At 62.3% G+C, this 16,236-nt stretch carries 16 protein-coding genes; 13 read left to right on the top strand and 3 right to left on the bottom strand.

Annotated features, from left to right (window positions below; all coding sequences use genetic code 11):
* The 7 genes from fcl to B3E91_RS09105 form a co-directional block, all read left to right on the top strand.
* A partial coding sequence (gene fcl, locus B3E91_RS09135; protein ID WP_287029151.1) for a GDP-L-fucose synthase occupies positions 1-918 on the top strand: 918 nt, incomplete at its 5' end.
* 29 nt (positions 919-947) lie between these two features.
* Positions 948-2,357 carry a mannose-1-phosphate guanylyltransferase/mannose-6-phosphate isomerase gene (locus tag B3E91_RS09130; protein ID WP_287029150.1) on the top strand — a complete coding sequence of 470 codons (1,410 nt, stop codon included), beginning with the start codon at positions 948-950 and terminating at the stop codon, positions 2,355-2,357.
* Between the two features lie 11 nt (positions 2,358-2,368).
* A complete protein-coding gene (locus tag B3E91_RS09125; RefSeq protein WP_287029149.1) occupies positions 2,369-3,115 on the top strand; it encodes a glycosyltransferase family 2 protein in 747 nt (248 codons plus the stop codon).
* Positions 3,112-4,080: an NAD-dependent epimerase/dehydratase family protein gene (locus tag B3E91_RS09120; RefSeq protein ID WP_287029148.1), complete on the top strand. Its 969-nt coding sequence runs from the start codon at positions 3,112-3,114 to the stop codon at positions 4,078-4,080. The genes B3E91_RS09125 and B3E91_RS09120 overlap by 4 nt, the downstream gene beginning before the upstream one ends.
* A gap of 36 nt (positions 4,081-4,116) precedes the next feature.
* Complete coding sequence (locus tag B3E91_RS09115; protein WP_287029147.1) at positions 4,117-5,148, top strand: MraY family glycosyltransferase; 1,032 nt, start codon at positions 4,117-4,119, stop codon at positions 5,146-5,148.
* A 75-nt stretch (positions 5,149-5,223) separates the two neighbouring features.
* Positions 5,224-7,218 (top strand): polysaccharide biosynthesis protein, encoded by a 1,995-nt coding sequence (locus B3E91_RS09110; RefSeq protein ID WP_414708225.1) that lies wholly within the window; start codon positions 5,224-5,226, stop codon positions 7,216-7,218.
* A gap of 158 nt (positions 7,219-7,376) precedes the next feature.
* Positions 7,377-7,694: a ComEA family DNA-binding protein gene (locus tag B3E91_RS09105; protein WP_287029145.1), complete on the top strand. Its 318-nt coding sequence runs from the start codon at positions 7,377-7,379 to the stop codon at positions 7,692-7,694.
* A 131-nt stretch (positions 7,695-7,825) separates the two neighbouring features.
* Here B3E91_RS09105 and B3E91_RS09100 read toward each other — a convergent pair whose 3' ends face one another.
* Positions 7,826-9,349 (bottom strand): fumarate hydratase, encoded by a 1,524-nt coding sequence (locus B3E91_RS09100; protein ID WP_287029144.1) that lies wholly within the window; start codon positions 9,347-9,349, stop codon positions 7,826-7,828.
* A 217-nt stretch (positions 9,350-9,566) separates the two neighbouring features.
* Between B3E91_RS09100 and B3E91_RS09095 the strand changes: the two genes are divergently transcribed.
* From B3E91_RS09095 to B3E91_RS09085, 3 genes are all read left to right on the top strand, one after another.
* Positions 9,567-10,691: a GGDEF domain-containing protein gene (locus tag B3E91_RS09095; protein ID WP_287029143.1), complete on the top strand. Its 1,125-nt coding sequence runs from the start codon at positions 9,567-9,569 to the stop codon at positions 10,689-10,691.
* Positions 10,678-11,613, top strand: coding sequence for an iron-sulfur-binding ferredoxin reductase (locus B3E91_RS09090; RefSeq protein ID WP_287029142.1), 936 nt, complete (start codon positions 10,678-10,680; stop codon positions 11,611-11,613). The genes B3E91_RS09095 and B3E91_RS09090 overlap by 14 nt, the downstream gene beginning before the upstream one ends.
* A 73-nt stretch (positions 11,614-11,686) precedes the next feature.
* Positions 11,687-12,460 carry an enoyl-CoA hydratase gene (locus tag B3E91_RS09085; protein ID WP_287029141.1) on the top strand — a complete coding sequence of 258 codons (774 nt, stop codon included), beginning with the start codon at positions 11,687-11,689 and terminating at the stop codon, positions 12,458-12,460.
* A gap of 60 nt (positions 12,461-12,520) precedes the next feature.
* On the opposite strand, the gene pyk is transcribed toward B3E91_RS09085, so the two are convergent.
* Positions 12,521-13,972 carry a pyruvate kinase gene (pyk, locus tag B3E91_RS09080; RefSeq protein WP_287029140.1) on the bottom strand — a complete coding sequence of 484 codons (1,452 nt, stop codon included), beginning with the start codon at positions 13,970-13,972 and terminating at the stop codon, positions 12,521-12,523.
* A gap of 170 nt (positions 13,973-14,142) precedes the next feature.
* Here pyk and B3E91_RS09075 point away from each other — a divergent pair, with 170 nt between their 5' ends.
* From B3E91_RS09075 to B3E91_RS09065, 3 genes are all read left to right on the top strand, one after another.
* On the top strand, positions 14,143-14,523 hold the full coding sequence (locus B3E91_RS09075; protein WP_273233864.1) for a tetratricopeptide repeat protein: 381 nt from the start codon (positions 14,143-14,145) through the stop codon (positions 14,521-14,523).
* Positions 14,524-14,552: 29 nt separating this feature from the next.
* Complete coding sequence (locus B3E91_RS09070; protein ID WP_287029139.1) at positions 14,553-14,975, top strand: DUF4124 domain-containing protein; 423 nt, start codon at positions 14,553-14,555, stop codon at positions 14,973-14,975.
* A gap of 62 nt (positions 14,976-15,037) precedes the next feature.
* Positions 15,038-15,400, top strand: coding sequence for a PilZ domain-containing protein (locus B3E91_RS09065; protein ID WP_090231704.1), 363 nt, complete (start codon positions 15,038-15,040; stop codon positions 15,398-15,400).
* 36 nt (positions 15,401-15,436) lie between these two features.
* Here B3E91_RS09065 and B3E91_RS09060 read toward each other — a convergent pair.
* The coding region (locus B3E91_RS09060; RefSeq protein WP_287029138.1) for a DUF58 domain-containing protein at positions 15,437-16,236 on the bottom strand (800 nt) is incomplete at its 5' end.

The raw sequence follows: 16,236 nt of genomic DNA, 5'->3' as shown, positions 1-16,236 counted from the left end.
TCGGCGATCGTCCGGCTCCTGCGCCAGCAGGGTGACGTGGAAATCGTCACCCGTGGTCGCGACGAGCTGGACCTGGTCGACCAGGCCGCCGTGCAGGCGTTCTTCGCTGCCGAGAACATCGACCAGGTGTACCTGGCCTCGGCCAAGGTCGGCGGCATCCACGCCAACAACACCTACCCGGCCGAGTTCATCTACCAGAACCTGATGATCGAGGCGAACATCATCCACGCCGCCCACGCCAACGGCGTGCAGAAGCTGCTGTTCCTCGGCTCCTCGTGCATCTATCCCAAGCATGCCGAGCAACCGATGAAGGAAGAGGCGCTGCTCACCGGCGTGCTGGAAGCGACCAACGAGCCCTACGCGATCGCCAAGATCGCCGGGATCAAGCTCTGCGAGAGCTACAACCGCCAGTACGGGCGCGACTACCGCAGCGTGATGCCGACCAATCTCTACGGCCCGCACGACAACTACCACCCGGAAAACAGCCACGTGATCCCGGCGCTGCTGCGCCGTTTCCACGAAGCCACCCTGCGCGGCGACGAGGAAGTGCTGATCTGGGGTAGCGGCACGCCGATGCGCGAGTTCCTCCACGTCGACGACATGGCCGCGGCCAGCGTCCACGTGATGAACCTGGACGAGGCCACCTACCAGGCCAACACCCAGCCGATGCTCTCGCACATCAACGTCGGCACCGGCCAGGACTGCACCATCCGCGAGCTGGCGGAAACCATCGCGCGGGTCACCGAATTCCAGGGCCGCCTGGCCTTCGATGCGAGCAAGCCGGACGGCACGCCGCGCAAGCTGATGGACGTCTCGCGCCTGGAAGCGCTGGGCTGGAAATCGCGGATCGGCCTGGAAGAAGGCCTGCAGGACGCCTACCGCTGGTTCGTCGACAACTTCGAAGACGCGAAGCGCTGATTTGCCATTCACTACTTCAGGATGAAGTCATGCTCTATCCCGTGATCATGGCGGGCGGTAACGGCTCGCGCCTGTGGCCACTGTCCCGCCAGTTGAATCCCAAGCAATTTCTCACTATGGGCGGCGGCACATCGACCTTGGTGCAATCGACGCTCCAGCGTTTGCAGGGCCTCGACGTGGCCGCTCCGCAGCTGATTTGTAATGAGCAACATCGTTTCCTGGCGGCGGAACAATTACGCATGATCGGCTTCGAGAATGCGTCCATTCTGCTCGAACCGTTTGGCCGGAATACCGCACCGGCCATTGCGCTGGCAGCGCTTAACGTGGTGGCCAAGGATCCCACTGCTGTTCTGCTGGTGCTGGCGGCGGATCATGTCATCGAGGATGTGGATGCCTTCCATGCAGCCATTGCGCGTGCCGAGACTTTGGCGGTAGACGGCAAACTGGTGACTTTCGGCATCGTGCCAACGCATGCGGAAACGGGATACGGCTACATCGAGCGGGGAGAGGCGCTGGGCCCCGATGGATTCCGGGTACAGCGCTTCGTGGAAAAACCTGATGCCGAAACGGCCGAGGCTTATCTGGCCAGCGGGCGCTACGTGTGGAACAGCGGAATGTTCCTGTTCCGTGCCGCCCGCTATCTGGAGGAGCTGGAATTGTTCCAGCCCGAGATGCTGGCCTGTTGCCGGCGAGCGCTCGCTGACGGCCTGCGCGATCTGGACTTCATCCGCCTCGGCGCTACCGCGTTTACTGACTGCCCCGACGATTCAATCGACTACGCCGTGATGGAGCGTACCGCCGCGGCGGCTATGGTGCCCCTCGATGCCGGCTGGAACGATATTGGCTCGTGGTTCGCCCTGTGGGATATCAGCCCGAAGGATGAAAACGGCAACGCGCTGCACGGCGATGTGCTCATCCAGTCGACTCGCAACTCCTACGTGCATTCCAACAGCCGTCTCGTTGCGCTACTCGGCATATCCGATCTGATCGTCGTCGAGACCAAGGATGCCGTGCTGGTCGCCCACAAGGATAGCGCCCAAGAACTGAAAAAAGTCGTCGACCGGATTAAGTCGGACGGTCGCCATGAGCACCTGAGCCATCGGGAGGTTTATCGCCCCTGGGGCGTATACGACTCGATAGACAATGGCAAACGTTACCAGGTGAAGCGAATCACCGTGAAGCCTGGCGCCAAGCTTTCCCTGCAGATGCATCACCACCGTGCCGAACACTGGATTGTCGTCAGCGGTTCGGCTCGGGTAACGATCGGCGATAAGACCAGCCTAGTGACTGAAAACCAGTCGACCTACATCCCGATCGGTCAGGTTCATTGCCTGGAAAACCCGGGAAAAATTCCGCTCGAACTGATCGAAGTTCAGTCAGGATCCTATCTGGGCGAAGACGATATCGTTCGCTTCGAAGACATCTATGGCAGGGCCTGAGGTGGCATGAGTTGAAAATTTCCATAGTCACTGTCTGCTACAACAGCGCCGAGACGATCAGGGATACCATCGAATCCGTATTGAGCCAGAGCCATTCCGATATCGAGTACATTGTGGTGGACGGGGCATCGAAGGATGCGACGATGAGCATCATCAATGAGTACGCAGGGCGGATCGCCAAGGTCATCAGCGAGCCTGACCGGGGTATCTATGATGCGATGAACAAGGGTATTCAGGCGGCGACTGGTGATTTCGTTGGGATATTGAATTCCGATGATATTTTCGCCAATGACAATGTCATGAGTGATCTGCATCGCTTTATTGAGGCCAATCCCGACGCGCAAGCTACATACGCAGATCTCCTCTTCGTACAGCGGAACGCTTTGAATAGCGTCACCCGAAAATATACATCCAGTGGGTTCATGCCATGGAAGATTCGTTTCGGGTTCATGATTCCTCATCCGACCTTTTATGCTCGGCGAGATTTATTCAGTAAGTTGGGCTTTTATAAACTGGACTACCGTGTGTCCGCTGATTTCGAACTGATGGCGCGGTTTCTTCTGGCGGGTGTAAAAGCCAAGCGCATGTCTTCAACCATCGTCAAGATGCGGGAAGGAGGTATCAGTACAACTGGCTTCTGGTGGCGAATTCACCAGAACATGGAGATCGTCCGTGCCTGCCGTTCGAATGGCTTGTATACCAATATCTTTTTCATCGCCATGAAGGTCCCGTTCAAACTGGCAAGTTATCTGAAATGACTCCTAAGAATTTATGCGTCACGGGAAGTAGCGGCTTCATCGGTTCGGCTTTGGTCGACCATCTCCGGCTGGCTGGAAGAAACTTGGTTCTTCCGTGTCGAACTGTATTGCATTCCGGTATCGCTTCCGATGAGGTGATGGAGGTTGGCCGTATCGATGGGGCGACGCGTTGGTCTCACGTTCTACAAGGACAGGACGTCGTGGTGCACCTTGCAGGGTTGGCCCACGTAATGCAGCCGGGGCCGCACGCGCTTGCTGAATTCAGGGAAGTCAACACGAAGGGCACGTTGAATCTGGCAAGCAACGCGATAGCGGCAGGTGTGAAGCGATTCATTTTCGTCAGCTCGATTGGAGTGAACGGTGCGCATACCTCCAGCTCGCCTTTTACCGAAGATTCGGTGCCCTCACCACATGCAGATTATGCGGTCTCGAAATTAGAGGCGGAGCTCGGATTATGGGAACTCGTACGAGGCACGGATATGGAGCTCGTTATCATTCGTCCACCCTTGGTCTACGCAGGCCACGCCCCTGGTAACTTCAAACGCCTACTGGCTTTGGTGGCCTCCGGCGTTCCCTTGCCCTTCGCTGCCATCAGCAATCAGCGAAGCATGGTTGCCCTAGAGAACCTGGTTGATTTCATCACGCTTGGTATCGACCATCCTGCGGCGGCTAACCAGCTGTTCCTGATCTCCGACGGCGTAGAGGTTTCCACGGCCGATATTGTGCAGTTTTTGGCCCAAGGCATGGGACGTCAGCCTCGTCTGTTCCGTATGCCGAGCGGCTGGATGCAGTTGGCCGCATCATTGACCGGTAAACAGGCGATATCCAACCAGCTATGCGGCTCTCTACAGATTGACTCGTACAAAGCACGTAGTCTTTTGGCATGGGTCCCTCCGTCCACGCCGGCGGGTGCGTTGGTAAAGGCAGGAGTTGACTACAAGATCCTGCGGGCTGCCGGCAAATAAACTGCGCTCCATTGTTCTTTTGGGATGTCTTCTGACATGACTTTCTGGTTCTTATTGCCGGTGTTTGCTGGTCTTTCTCTAGCCTTGACTTGGCTGCTGCGCCGTTATGCGCTAGCGCGCAGCATCATCGATATCCCCAATGCCCGCAGCTCCCATTCGGTTCCCACGCCTCGGGGCGGCGGGGTGGCCATTGTGGTGAGCTTTCTGCTGGCATTGCCGATCTTTGCCGCCTTCGGTGCCGTCGACTTGCGCTCGATGTGGGCGTTGCTGGGGGCTGGAGTGGGCATCGCGGTGCTGGGTTTTCTCGATGACCACGGCCATATAGCCGCTCGTTGGCGTTTGCTGGGGCATTTTGCCGGAGCGATCTGGGCGTTGTTCTGGTTGGGTGGTTTGCCGACGCTTTCCTTTTTCGGCTTCACACTGGATCTGGGCTTGATCGGCTACGCGCTGGCAACCGTTTACCTGGTCTGGCTGCTGAATCTTTACAACTTCATGGATGGCATCGACGGCATCGCCAGTGTCGAGGCGATTTGTGTTTGCCTGGGCGGTGCCTTGCTTTATGGCGTACAGGGCTTCGCGACTCCGGCTGAGCCAGATTTGGCCTTGCCGCCCCTGCTGCTGGCGGCAGCGGTCGCTGGCTTCCTGTTCTGGAACTTTCCGCCGGCACGTATCTTCATGGGGGATGCTGGGAGCGGATTTCTCGGCCTGGTGCTCGGAATCCTTTCCTTGCAGGCCGCCTGGATTGCTCCTCAGTTGCTATGGAGCTGGCTGATCCTGCTTGGTGTCTTCATCGTCGATGCAACCTGGACGTTAGTTCGGCGGTTGTTTCGCGGCGACAGAGTTTACGAAGCGCATCGCAGCCACGCTTATCAGCATGCGTCGCGCCGATTCGGCAGTCATAAGCCCGTCACCTTGGCTGTACTTGCCATAAATACCGTTTGGCTGTTCCCGGTTGCGCTGCTGGTTTCGTTGCAATATCTGGATGGGTGTGTAGGGCTGTTGATCGCCTATGTCCCGCTGATATTGCTAGCCGTTCGTTTCGATGCGGGAAAGCTGGAAGTTAACTAGGCGTTTGTTCATGCGTTGTGAACCGCCGTATCAAAAGGAGCAGGGTCGACACGACGCTGAATGTTAGGACCACCAATGAATGTTCGCAATTTTCTGGTAAGGATGCCCCGTCGCTATAAACGCCTGCTGCAGGTGAGTGCCGATGTCGGGTTGGTATGGACGGCGCTATGGGCGGCATTCATCGTGCGTCTTGGGCTGGACGAGCGGGTCGACCCGCTGGGCGAGCATTTCTGGCTGTTCGCCATCGCGCCGATGGTCTCCATCCCGATCTTCGTTCGCCTGGGGATGTACCGGGCAGTGATGCGTTATCTGGGTAACGATGCGCTCATCACCATATTCAAGGCCGTTTCGCTTTCGGCATTGATTTTTGCCCTGGTCTTCTACTGGTATCGGGTACCGCTCAACGTGGTCCCGCGCTCGATCGTCTTCAATTACTGGTGGATCAGCCTGATGCTGATCGGTGGGCTCCGGTTGCTCATGCGCCAGTACTTCCTGGGAGACTGGTACGTAGCGAGGCAGCAAATGCCTTTCCTTCGTGGCAATGACGGCCTTCCCCGTGTTGCTATCTATGGTGCCGGTGCAGCAGGCAACCAATTGGTCAGCGCGTTACGTATGGGTCGTTCCATGCGCCCAGTGGCCTTTATCGATGACGATGACAATATCGCCACGCGAATCATCTCCGGGTTGAAGGTCTACAAGCCCAAGCACATCGAACAGATGGTCAATGAGACCGGCGCACAGGAAATCCTCCTGGCGATCCCGTCGGCAACGCGGGCACGGCGTCGTGAAGTGTTGGCGCTGCTCGAGCACTATCCGCTGCATGTGCGCAGCGTGCCGGGATTCATGGACCTGGCGAGCGGGCGGGTGAAGGTCGATGACATCCAGGAAGTGGACATCGCCGATCTGCTGGGGCGTGAAGTGGTTCCGCCACAGCAGGAGCTGTTCGAGCGCTGCATCCGTGGCCAGGTGGTGATGGTCACGGGAGCGGGCGGTTCGATCGGCTCCGAGCTGTGCCGGCAAATCCTCCTCAATGGGCCAACGACGCTGCTGATCTTCGAGCACAGCGAGTTCAACCTTTACAGCATCCATTCCGAACTGGAGCAACGCATCAAGCGGGAATCCCTGGCCGTACGCCTGGTTCCGATACTGGGTTCGGTACGTGATCGGGAGCGCTTGAAGGACGTGATGCGTTCATGGAGCGTGAACACCGTCTATCACGCCGCGGCTTACAAGCATGTGCCGATGGTCGAGCACAACATTGCCGAAGGCGTCCTGAACAATGTGATGGGCTCGCTGTATACCGCCCAGGCTGCCTTGAAAGCGGGGGTCGAGAACTTCGTGCTGATCTCCACCGACAAGGCGGTACGCCCGACCAACGTCATGGGCAGTTCGAAACGCCTGGCCGAGATGGTGCTGCAGGCCTTGAGCCGGGAGAGCGCGCCGCTGCTGTTCCAGGCGGACCCGACCGTTCATCACGTCAACAAGACCTGCTTCACCATGGTCCGCTTCGGCAATGTGCTGGGCTCGTCCGGATCGGTGATCCCGCGCTTCTACGAGCAGATTCGCAAGGGCGGGCCGGTGACGGTCACGCACCCGAATATCACCCGTTACTTCATGACCATCCCCGAGGCCGCGCAGTTGGTCATCCAGGCCGGCTCCATGGGGCAGGGCGGCGACGTCTTCGTTCTGGACATGGGTTGGCCGGTGAAGATCGTCGATCTGGCGGAGAAGATGATTCACCTGGCGGGCATGAGCGTTCGCTCGGAAAACAATCCGAATGGCGACATCGCCATCGAGTTCACCGGTCTGCGCCCGGGCGAGAAGCTCTATGAGGAACTGCTGATCGGCGCCGAGGGCGTCACGCCGACCGATCATCCAATGATCATGCGCGCCAACGAGGAATGGTTGCCGTGGGATGCGTTCAAAGAGGTTCTGTCCAGTCTGCTCAAGGCGTTGGACGCGGACGACTATGACCGTGTACGGCAGTTGCTGCGTGAAACCGTTTGCGGCTATTCGCCGGAAGGCGAGATCGTCGACTGGATTTATCAGAAGCGTAAAGGCGAGCCTTGATGCATTGAACTATGCGGAGGGTCGAACCTGCGTCGATATCACGCAGGGTTAAACAGCTCTTCCCTCGGTAACTCCAATTGACGCGATAAGTGCGTGGGCTATTTTTAGCCAGCGGTATGGACATTACCGCAACACCGCATCCACAAGGAGTTCACACAATGCGCAAATGGCTCTCTGCCCTGTCCCTCGCTACGCTGGCTTCGCTGTCCTTTTCTCTTTTCGCTGCCGACCCGGCCGAGCCTGCTCCCGACGAGCCTGTCGCCGAGTTGGCGGCGAAGGTGGCAACGGTGAACCTGAATACGGCCGATGCCGAAACCTTGCAGCGCGAGCTGTCGGGAATAGGTCTGGTCAAGGCCAAGGCGATCGTCGAGTACCGTGATGCCCATGGCCCGTTCGCCTCGGTGGACGAGTTGCTCGAGGTGAAAGGCATAGGCGCGGCGACGCTGGAAAAGAATCGGAGCAAGTTGAGTCTTTAATCGAGCGCGAGTGCCAAGAAAAGCCGATCGAGAGATCGGCTTTTTTATGCGCATTATCCTTTTCCTTTCTTACAAGGAAACAGATACGAAAAAGCCCGGCACTGGCCGGGCTTTTTCATTCTCACGATGGATTACTGCACTTCCACCGCCAGGCTTTCGGCGATCTTCTTCTGCCAGATCGCCGGACCGGTGATGTGTACCGACTCGCCCTTGGTGTCGACAGCCACGGTTACCGGCATGTCCTTCACGTCGAACTCGTAGATCGCTTCCATGCCCAGCTCGGCGAAAGCCAGAACCTGGGATTTCTTGATCGCCTGGGCGACCAGGTAGGCGGCGCCGCCGACGGCCATCAGGTACACGGCCTTGTTGTCGCGGATCGCATCGATGGCGATCGGGCCGCGCTCGGATTTGCCGATCATGCCCAGCAGGCCGGTCTGTTCGAGTATTTGCCGGGTGAACTTGTCCATCCGCGTCGCGGTGGTCGGGCCTGCCGGGCCAACCACTTCGTCGCCGACCGGATCGACCGGGCCGACGTAATAGATGAAGCGTCCCTTGAGGTCCACCGGCAGCGCTTCGCCCTTGTTCAGCATGTCCACCATGCGCTTGTGCGCAGCGTCGCGGCCGGTGAGCATCTTGCCGTTGAGCAGCACGGTTTCGCCCGGTTTCCAGCTCTGCACTTCTTCCGGCGTCAGGGTGTCGAGGTTGACGCGGCGCGCGCTCGGGCCGGCTTCCCAGACGATTTCCGGGTAGGCGTCCAGCGACGGCGCTTCCAACTCGGCCGGGCCGGAGCCGTCGAGGATGAAGTGCGCGTGGCGGGTGGCGGCGCAGTTGGGGATCATGCATACCGGCAGCGAGGCGGCGTGGGTCGGATAGTCCATGATCTTCACGTCGAGCACGGTGGTCAGGCCGCCCAGGCCCTGGGCGCCGATGCCCAGCTGGTTGACCTTCTCGAACAGCTCCAGACGCATTTCTTCGATCTTGTTCTGCGGGCCGCGGGCCTTGAGTTCGTGGATGTCGATCTCGTCCATCAGGACTTCCTTCGCCATCACCGCGGCTTTCTCGGCGGTGCCGCCGATGCCGATGCCGAGCATGCCCGGCGGGCACCAGCCGGAGCCCATGGTCGGCACGGTCTTCAGGACCCAGTCGACGATCGAGTCGGACGGGTTGAGCATGGCCATCTTCGACTTGTTCTCGGAGCCGCCGCCCTTGGCCGCCACGTCCACTTCCACGGTGTTGCCCGGGACGATGGAGTAGTGGATGACCGCCGGGGTGTTGTCCTTGGTGTTCTTACGGGCGCCGGCCGGATCGGCGAGGATCGAGGCGCGCAGGACGTTTTCCGGCAGGTTGTAGGCGCGGCGAACACCTTCGTTGATCATGTCGTCGAGGCTCATGGTCGCGCCGTCCCAGCGCACGTCCATGCCGACCTTGACGAACACGGTGACGATGCCGGTGTCCTGGCAGATCGGCCGATGACCGGTGGCGCACATCCGCGAGTTGATCAGGATCTGGGCCATCGAGTCGCGTGCCGCCGGCGATTCTTCGCGCAGGTACGCCTCGTGCATGGCTTGGATGAAATCGACGGGGTGGTAATAGGAAATGAACTGCAAAGCGTCGGCAACGCTCTGTATCAGGTCGTCTTGCTTGATCAGGGTCACGGGGCGCGCTCCTCTATGAACGTCGGGAACATCATTGTGGCGCCGGCCTGCGAGCTGGCGCGCTGCTGCGGTGCAAAGGGCGCGGCAGTATACCGCGCACATCCGGGTGTCGACAGTCGCCGTCGCCCCTTGACCGTCGCCGTCTTCGCTAGGCAAGGTTCCGGCCCCACGGTACAGTGGCGGCCAATTGCTAGTATGGGATGGAGCCCGTGAGCAAATGACGTCCGAGTCCAAGTGGCATGATTTACAAGGGCTTTTTCTCCGGCGATTCGCAATCGCCGCGGCTACTTACGGCCTGGTTCTGGCGCTGACCTGGCTGGCCATGGCGCTAGGGCTGTACCGCTCATCGATGAGCGTGCTGGTGGTCAGCTCGCTGCTGGTCATTCTCAGCCAGTTCGCCTTCTTCCTGCTGTTCCGCCTTGGCCTGAACCTGCGCTTCGACGACCCCAGCCTCACCGAGACGCAGGTGCTGGTGGCGACCGCCTGGCACACCTTCTTCATCTTCCAGCTGGTGAACGGTCGCGGCACGCTGCTGGTGTTCTACATCCTGATTCTGCTGTTCGGCGTCTTCCAGTTGCGGCCCCTGCGCTTCGTCGGCTGCGCTGCTTTCGCCTTTCTCTGTTTCGCCGGGATGAGCGGCTTCGAGGTCTACCTGGCTGGTGGGGCGATGTCTCCGGTGACGGTGCTGCAACTGTGCGTGCTGTTCCTGGTGTTCTGCTGGCTGAGCCTGATCGCCAATTACGTGCAGAAACTGCGCGAGCGCATGCGCCAGCGCCGCTATGCCCTGCAGGCGCACCAGGACACCCTGCGCGGGATGATGCGCCAGCTGGAGAACCTCGCCTCCACCGACGAGCTCACCAGCCTCTACAACCGCCGACACTTCCTGCGCCTGGCCGACCGCGAGCTGAGCAACCTCTCCGCCGGTCGCCAGCACGGCCTGGCGCTGATCGACCTCGACCACTTCAAGCGCATCAACGACCAGCACGGCCACGCCGTGGGCGATCGGGTGCTGCAGAATTTCGCCAGCATGGCCCGCACCAACCTGCGCGATCGCGACGTGCTGGCACGTTACGGTGGCGAGGAGTTCGTGCTGCTGCTGCCCAACAGCGATGCCGAGCAGGTCGCGCTTTGCTGCGAGCGCCTGCGCGAGGGTTTCTCGCGCATCGAGTTGGCCGGCGCCGACGTCAGTGGCCTGAGCCTGTCGATCGGCATGACCCTGCTGCAGCCGGGGGACGAGCTGGACGATGCGCTGCAGCGCGCCGACCAGGCGCTGTACCGGGCCAAGCGCAACGGTCGCAACCGTTGCGAAGCCAACTGGACGCGCGTCGATGCCACGTCTTGAGGTCCGCGACCGGCACTGGTCGGTGGACGCCGGAAGCAACCTGCTCGATGTGCTCAATAGCGCTGGCGTCCGCGTGCCCTACAGCTGTCGCGCCGGCAGTTGCCATGCCTGCATGGTTCGCTGCGTGGCTGGCGAGGTCGAGGACGCGCTGCCCGACGCGCTGGATGGCGAGCGCCGTGCGACGGGCTGGCGACTGGCATGCCAGTGCCGGGTGGTCGGTGATCTGCGCGTCGAGGTGTTCGATCCTTCCATCGATGCGATTGGCGCGCGGGTGCTACAGCTCGACTGGCGCGCGGCGGACGTGTTGCGCCTGAGTCTGCAACCAGCGCAGCCCTTGGCCTATCGGCCGGGGCAGCACGTGCAGCTGTTCGCCGCCGGCGGCACTTCGCGGCCTTATTCCTTCGCCAGTTTGCCGGCGGACCGCGTGCTGGAATTCCACCTGGATTGTCGCGAACCCGGTGCCTTCAGCGATGCAGCGCGCAACCTGCGGGTCGGCGATGCGCTGCGCATCGGCGAGGTACGCGGTGGAGCCCTGCACTACGACCCGGACTGGAGCGAACGTCCGTTGCTCATCCTGGCCAGCGGCACGGGGCTCGCGCCGCTCTGGGGCGTGTTGCACGAGGCCCTGCGCCAGGGGCACACGGGCCCGATCAAGCTGGTCCACCTGGTCCGGGACGTCCACGCCCACTACCTGGCGCAGGAGCTTGGCGAGCTCGCCGCCGAGCATCCGCAGCTGAGCGTCGAGCTGGTCACGGCGGCCGAGTTGCCGCGTGTTTTGGCCGGATTCCGCCTTGTTCCGCGGCGAACCGTCGCCTTACTCTGCGGCCAGCCTGCGCGCGTGGAGGATTTCGCCCGAGCGCTTTACCTGGCCGGCATTCCCCGTTCCAACCTGCTGGCCGACGTCTTCCTGCCACGTGCCTGAAGTGCCTGTCGAACGCTGACCTCCTTCCCCGCTGGACGCGGGTTTCGATGGGCCTTCGGCACCCGGAGCCACCATGTCCGATCACGTTCTTGCCGACCGCAATTCGGGATTGCTGAGCCTGCAGCTCAATCGCCCCGACAAGAAAAATGCGCTGACCCGCGCCATGTACTCGCGCCTGGCCGAGGAGCTCGAGGCGGCGGATGCCGACCCGGCGATCCGTGCGGTGCTGATTTCAGGGGGCGAGGCCTGCTTCACCAGCGGCAACGACCTCGCCGACTTCATCCAGGCCCCGCCGAGCGGCCTGGACAGCGCGGTGTTCAGTTTCATGAGCGCGCTCTTCGAGCTGAAGAAGCCGGTGGTGGCCGGGGTCGCCGGGCCGGCCGTCGGCATCGGCACCACGCTGCTGCTGCACTGCGATCTGGTCTACGTCAGCCGTGATGCGATGTTGCGCATGCCCTTCGTCAACCTCGGCCTGTGCCCGGAATTCGGCTCCAGCCTGATTCTCCCACGCCTGCTCGGGCACGCCCGGGCGACGCAACTGTTGATGCTCGGCGAGAGCTTCAGCGGCGAGCAGGCGGCCCAGTGGGGCATCGCCAACGAAGCGCTGGGCAGCGGGCAGGCGACGCTGGACAAGGCCCGGGAAATGGCGCTGCGCTTCGGCCAGCTGGCGCCGTCGGCGGTGGCCGACGCCAAGCGGCTGATGCGCGCGCCGGGGCGTGAGGAGCTGCGGCGGGTGATCGAAGAGGAAGGCGCGCTGTTCGGTCAGCGGTTGCGCTCGCCCGAGGCGGCCGAAGCGTTGAGCGCCTTCATGCAACGCCGCGAGCCCGATTTTTCGCGCTTCGCCTGATCTCGCCCGGACATGAAAAAGCCGCTCATCGAGCGGCTTTCTCGTTCCTGCGCGCGAGCGTCAAACCAGCGCTTCACCGACGTGCAGCAGCTTCATCGTGTTGGTGCCGCCGATGGTGTGGTAGCTGTCGCCCTTGGTCAGCAGCACCCAGTCGCCCTGTTCCACCAGGCCGCGTTGCAGCAGTTCGTTGACCGCCGCCTGGCTGAGGCTTTCGGTGCGTGGCGTGGTGGGGTCGAAGGGGATGGTGTAGACGCCGCGGAACAGCGCCACCCGTGCCTGGGTTTCCCGGCTCGGGCAGAAGGCGAAGATCGGCACAGCGGAGCGGATGCGCGACATGATCAGCGGGGTGAAACCGCTTTCCGTGAGGCTGATGATCGCCTTCACGCCGGGGAAGTGGTTGGCGGTGAACATCGCCGCCAGGGCGATGCTTTCGTCGCAGCGGCTGAAGGTGTGACCCAGGCGATGGCTGGACTTCTGGCTGGTCGGCTGCTTCTCGGCGCCCAGGCAGATGCGCGCCATCGCCTTCACCGCTTCCACCGGGTAGGAGCCGGCGGCGCTCTCGGCGGAGAGCATCACCGCGTCGGTGTAGTCGAGCACGGCGTTGGCCACGTCGGAAACTTCCGCGCGGGTCGGCATCGGGCTCGAGATCATCGATTCCATCATCTGCGTGGCGGTGATCACCGCCTTGTTGAAGCGGCGCGCGTGCAGGATGATTTTCTTCTGGATGCCGACCAGTTCGGCGTCGCCGACTTCCACGCCGAGGTCGCCACGGGCGACCATCACCGCGTCGCTGGCGCGGATCAGCGCGTCCAGGGTCTCGTCGTCGGCCACCGCTTCGGCGCGTTCGATCTTCGCCACCAGCCAGGCGGTGCCGCCGGATTCGTCGCGCAGCTTGCGGGCGTATTCCATGTCCGCCGCGTCACGCGGGAAGGACACGGCGAGGTAGTCCAGGTCCATTTCCGCCGCCAGCTTGATGTCGGCCTTGTCCTTCTCGGTCAGGGCCGGGGCGGTCAGGCCGCCACCGCGACGGTTGATGCCCTTGTGGTCGGACAGCGGGCCGCCGATCAGAACGCGGCAGTGCAGTTCCTCGTCGTTCTTGCCTTCCACGCGCATGACCACACGGCCGTCGTCGAGCAGCAGCTCGTCGCCGACATCGCAGTCCTTGACCAGGTCCGGGTAGTCGATGCCGACCACGTCTTGGGTTCCGGCATCACGCGGGAAGGAGACGGAGAAGCGGAAGCTGTCGCCTTCCTTGAGCTCGATGCGCTTGTTGGCGAACTTGGCGATGCGGATCTTCGGGCCCTGGAGGTCACCGAGCAGGGCGACGAAACGACCGTGCCGGGCGGCGATGCTGCGGATCAACGCGGCCCGCGCCTTGTGCTCGTCGGGCGTGCCGTGGGAGAAGTTCAGGCGGGCGACGTCGAGCCCGGCGAGAATCAGCTGTTCGATCACTTCCGGCGAGTTGCTGGCCGGGCCGAGGGTGGCGACGATCTTGGTGCGGCGCGAGGTCATGCAGTAGCTCCGTGGTTCAGGCAGGTTTCGAGGCTACTATGCCGGGGCGGTGTAGTCATTGTTCGCGTGCACTACGTTGCCCGCGTCCGGCAACCGACGAAATGATGCGGCGCATTCCCTGCAGAAATCCCCCGCCACGCCGATACGCTGCCCATCGGAGGAGATTGCCCATGAGATGTCTGATCGCCCTGGCGTTGCTTGCCGGAGTCGCGGGTTGCACCCGCTTTACCCTGGACCACCATCTGAACAATGCGTACCGCGCCTACGACGAGGGCGACTGCGAGCAGGTGATGCTCGAGTTGTCCCAGGCCGAGCGCAAGAGCCGCTCGCGCAACTACCTGCAGCCGGAGATATCCCTGCTGCGCGGGCAATGCCTGGAGCGCCAGAGCCTGTTCGTCGATGCGGCGCAGACCTACCAGTTCATCATCAGCCGCTACCCGACCAGCGAATACGCCTATCGGGCGCGGGCACGGCTGGAAACTCTCGACCAGTTGGGTCAAGCTCGGCCGGCGGTGCCCGCCAAGCCGATTCCGGCACCGCCGCCGCATTGATCCTTTTGGCCCGTAACGGATGACCGAGCATGCGTCTCTGGTGGCTTGTCCTGATCCTGCTGCCTCTGCTGGCCACCGCGGAGATCTACCGCTGGACGGACGCCAAGGGCACGCTGCATTACGGGGAACGGCCGCCGGCCGGTGCGCAAAAGGTCGATGTGCGCCCGCAGGTGATCGAGCGCGACGCCGCCACGCAGGCGCGTGAGGAACGCACCGAGCGCTTCTTCGGGGCACGGCGCGAAGAGCAGGCGAAGACGGCCGTCGAGGCGCAACAGAAGCAGTCGAGCCGCAATGAGCGCTGCCGCGCTCTGCGCAGCAACCTCGGTACGCTGAACAGCGGCAGGAAGCTCTACTACCGCGACGACAAAGGCGAGCGGGTGTTCTACAGCGACGAGCAGTTGAATACCGCCCGTCGCAAAATCGACGCGCGGCTGGCAGCGGACTGCGGTTGACGGCTGTTCAGCGACCCTGAACTCGGACCATACTCGACCCACATTCATAGCGATAAGCCATCATGCGTCTACCGTCTCGAATCGAGCGCCATCAGTTGCCGTACTACCTGAAGGTGTTCAACCGGCATACCGATAAACCGATGGGCTACCTGGGCAACGTATCGGTCGATGGGCTGATGCTCATCAGCGAGTGGCCGATGCTGACCGATGCGCGCTTCGACATGCGCCTGAAGATTCCCGGCCAGGACGGGCAGATTCATTTCGTCGACTTCTATGCGACCTGCCAGTGGAGCCAGGAAGACGCCACGCCGGGAAGCTACGATTCGGGCTTTTCCCTGGTGGCGCCGCCGGCCGAGTATGTCGAGCTGGTTCAGGTGCTGCGCCAGTACTTCGCTTTCAGCCCCAAGGTGACGTCGCCGCAGTGACGCCCCACGCGCCCACGGATGGGCGCCATCCCCCCTCTACAGAACGCCCGCCTTTTTCCACGCCAGATACCGCCCGACCAGTTCCGGACCGAGTTCGCCCGGGCGCGCGTCGAGGATCGGCAGTCCGTTGGCGGCCAGACGATCATGCAGCCCGCCTCGGGCACTCAGGTAGTTGAGCGTGCCACAGTAGGCGAGGGCATCGTCGTAGCCCCGAACCGGTGTCTGCCGCAGGCGATCGAGCACCTCTTCGCGCAGGCTGGCGACCAGCACCCGATGCTGGCGGCCGAGGCGCTTGAGCGCGCCGAGCAGTTCCTCGTCGTCCTCGTCGCGCAGATTGCTGACCAGCACCACCAGGGCGCGGCGGCGCTGGCGGGCGAGCAACTGGCTGACCGCCGCCGCATAGTCCGCCGGGCGCTGGCTGCTGGCGAGGTCGTACACCGCGTTGAGCAGCACGCTGAGTTGCGCATGGCCCTTGGCCGGCGCGACGTGGCGATCGTGCTCGCTGGCGAAGGTCGCCAGACCCACCGCGTCGCCCTGGCGCAGCGCCACGTAGCTGAGCAGCAGGCAGGCGTTCAGCGCGTGATCGAAGTGCGCCAGCTCGTCGTCCTGGCTGCGCATGCGCCTACCGCAGTCGAGCAGGAAGATGATCTGCTGGTCGCGCTCGTCCTGGTATTCACGGGCAATCGGCATGCGCTTGCGCGCTGTGGCTTTCCAGTCGATCTGCCGCAGGGTGTCGCCGTCGCGGAATTCGCGCAGCTGGTGGAACTCCTGCCCGAGGCCGCGCCGCGGGCGCTGGCGAACGCCGAGCTGGCTCAGCCAGTCGTCCACCGCCATCA

This window comes from Pseudomonas sp. UBA6310, assembly GCF_002438225.1.
In the GTDB taxonomy this organism is placed as follows: Bacteria; Pseudomonadota; Gammaproteobacteria; order Pseudomonadales; family Pseudomonadaceae; genus Pseudomonas_O; species Pseudomonas_O kuykendallii.
The sequence above is the reverse complement of the archived record's forward strand: the minus strand, read 5'-3'. Positions and strand labels throughout refer to the sequence as shown.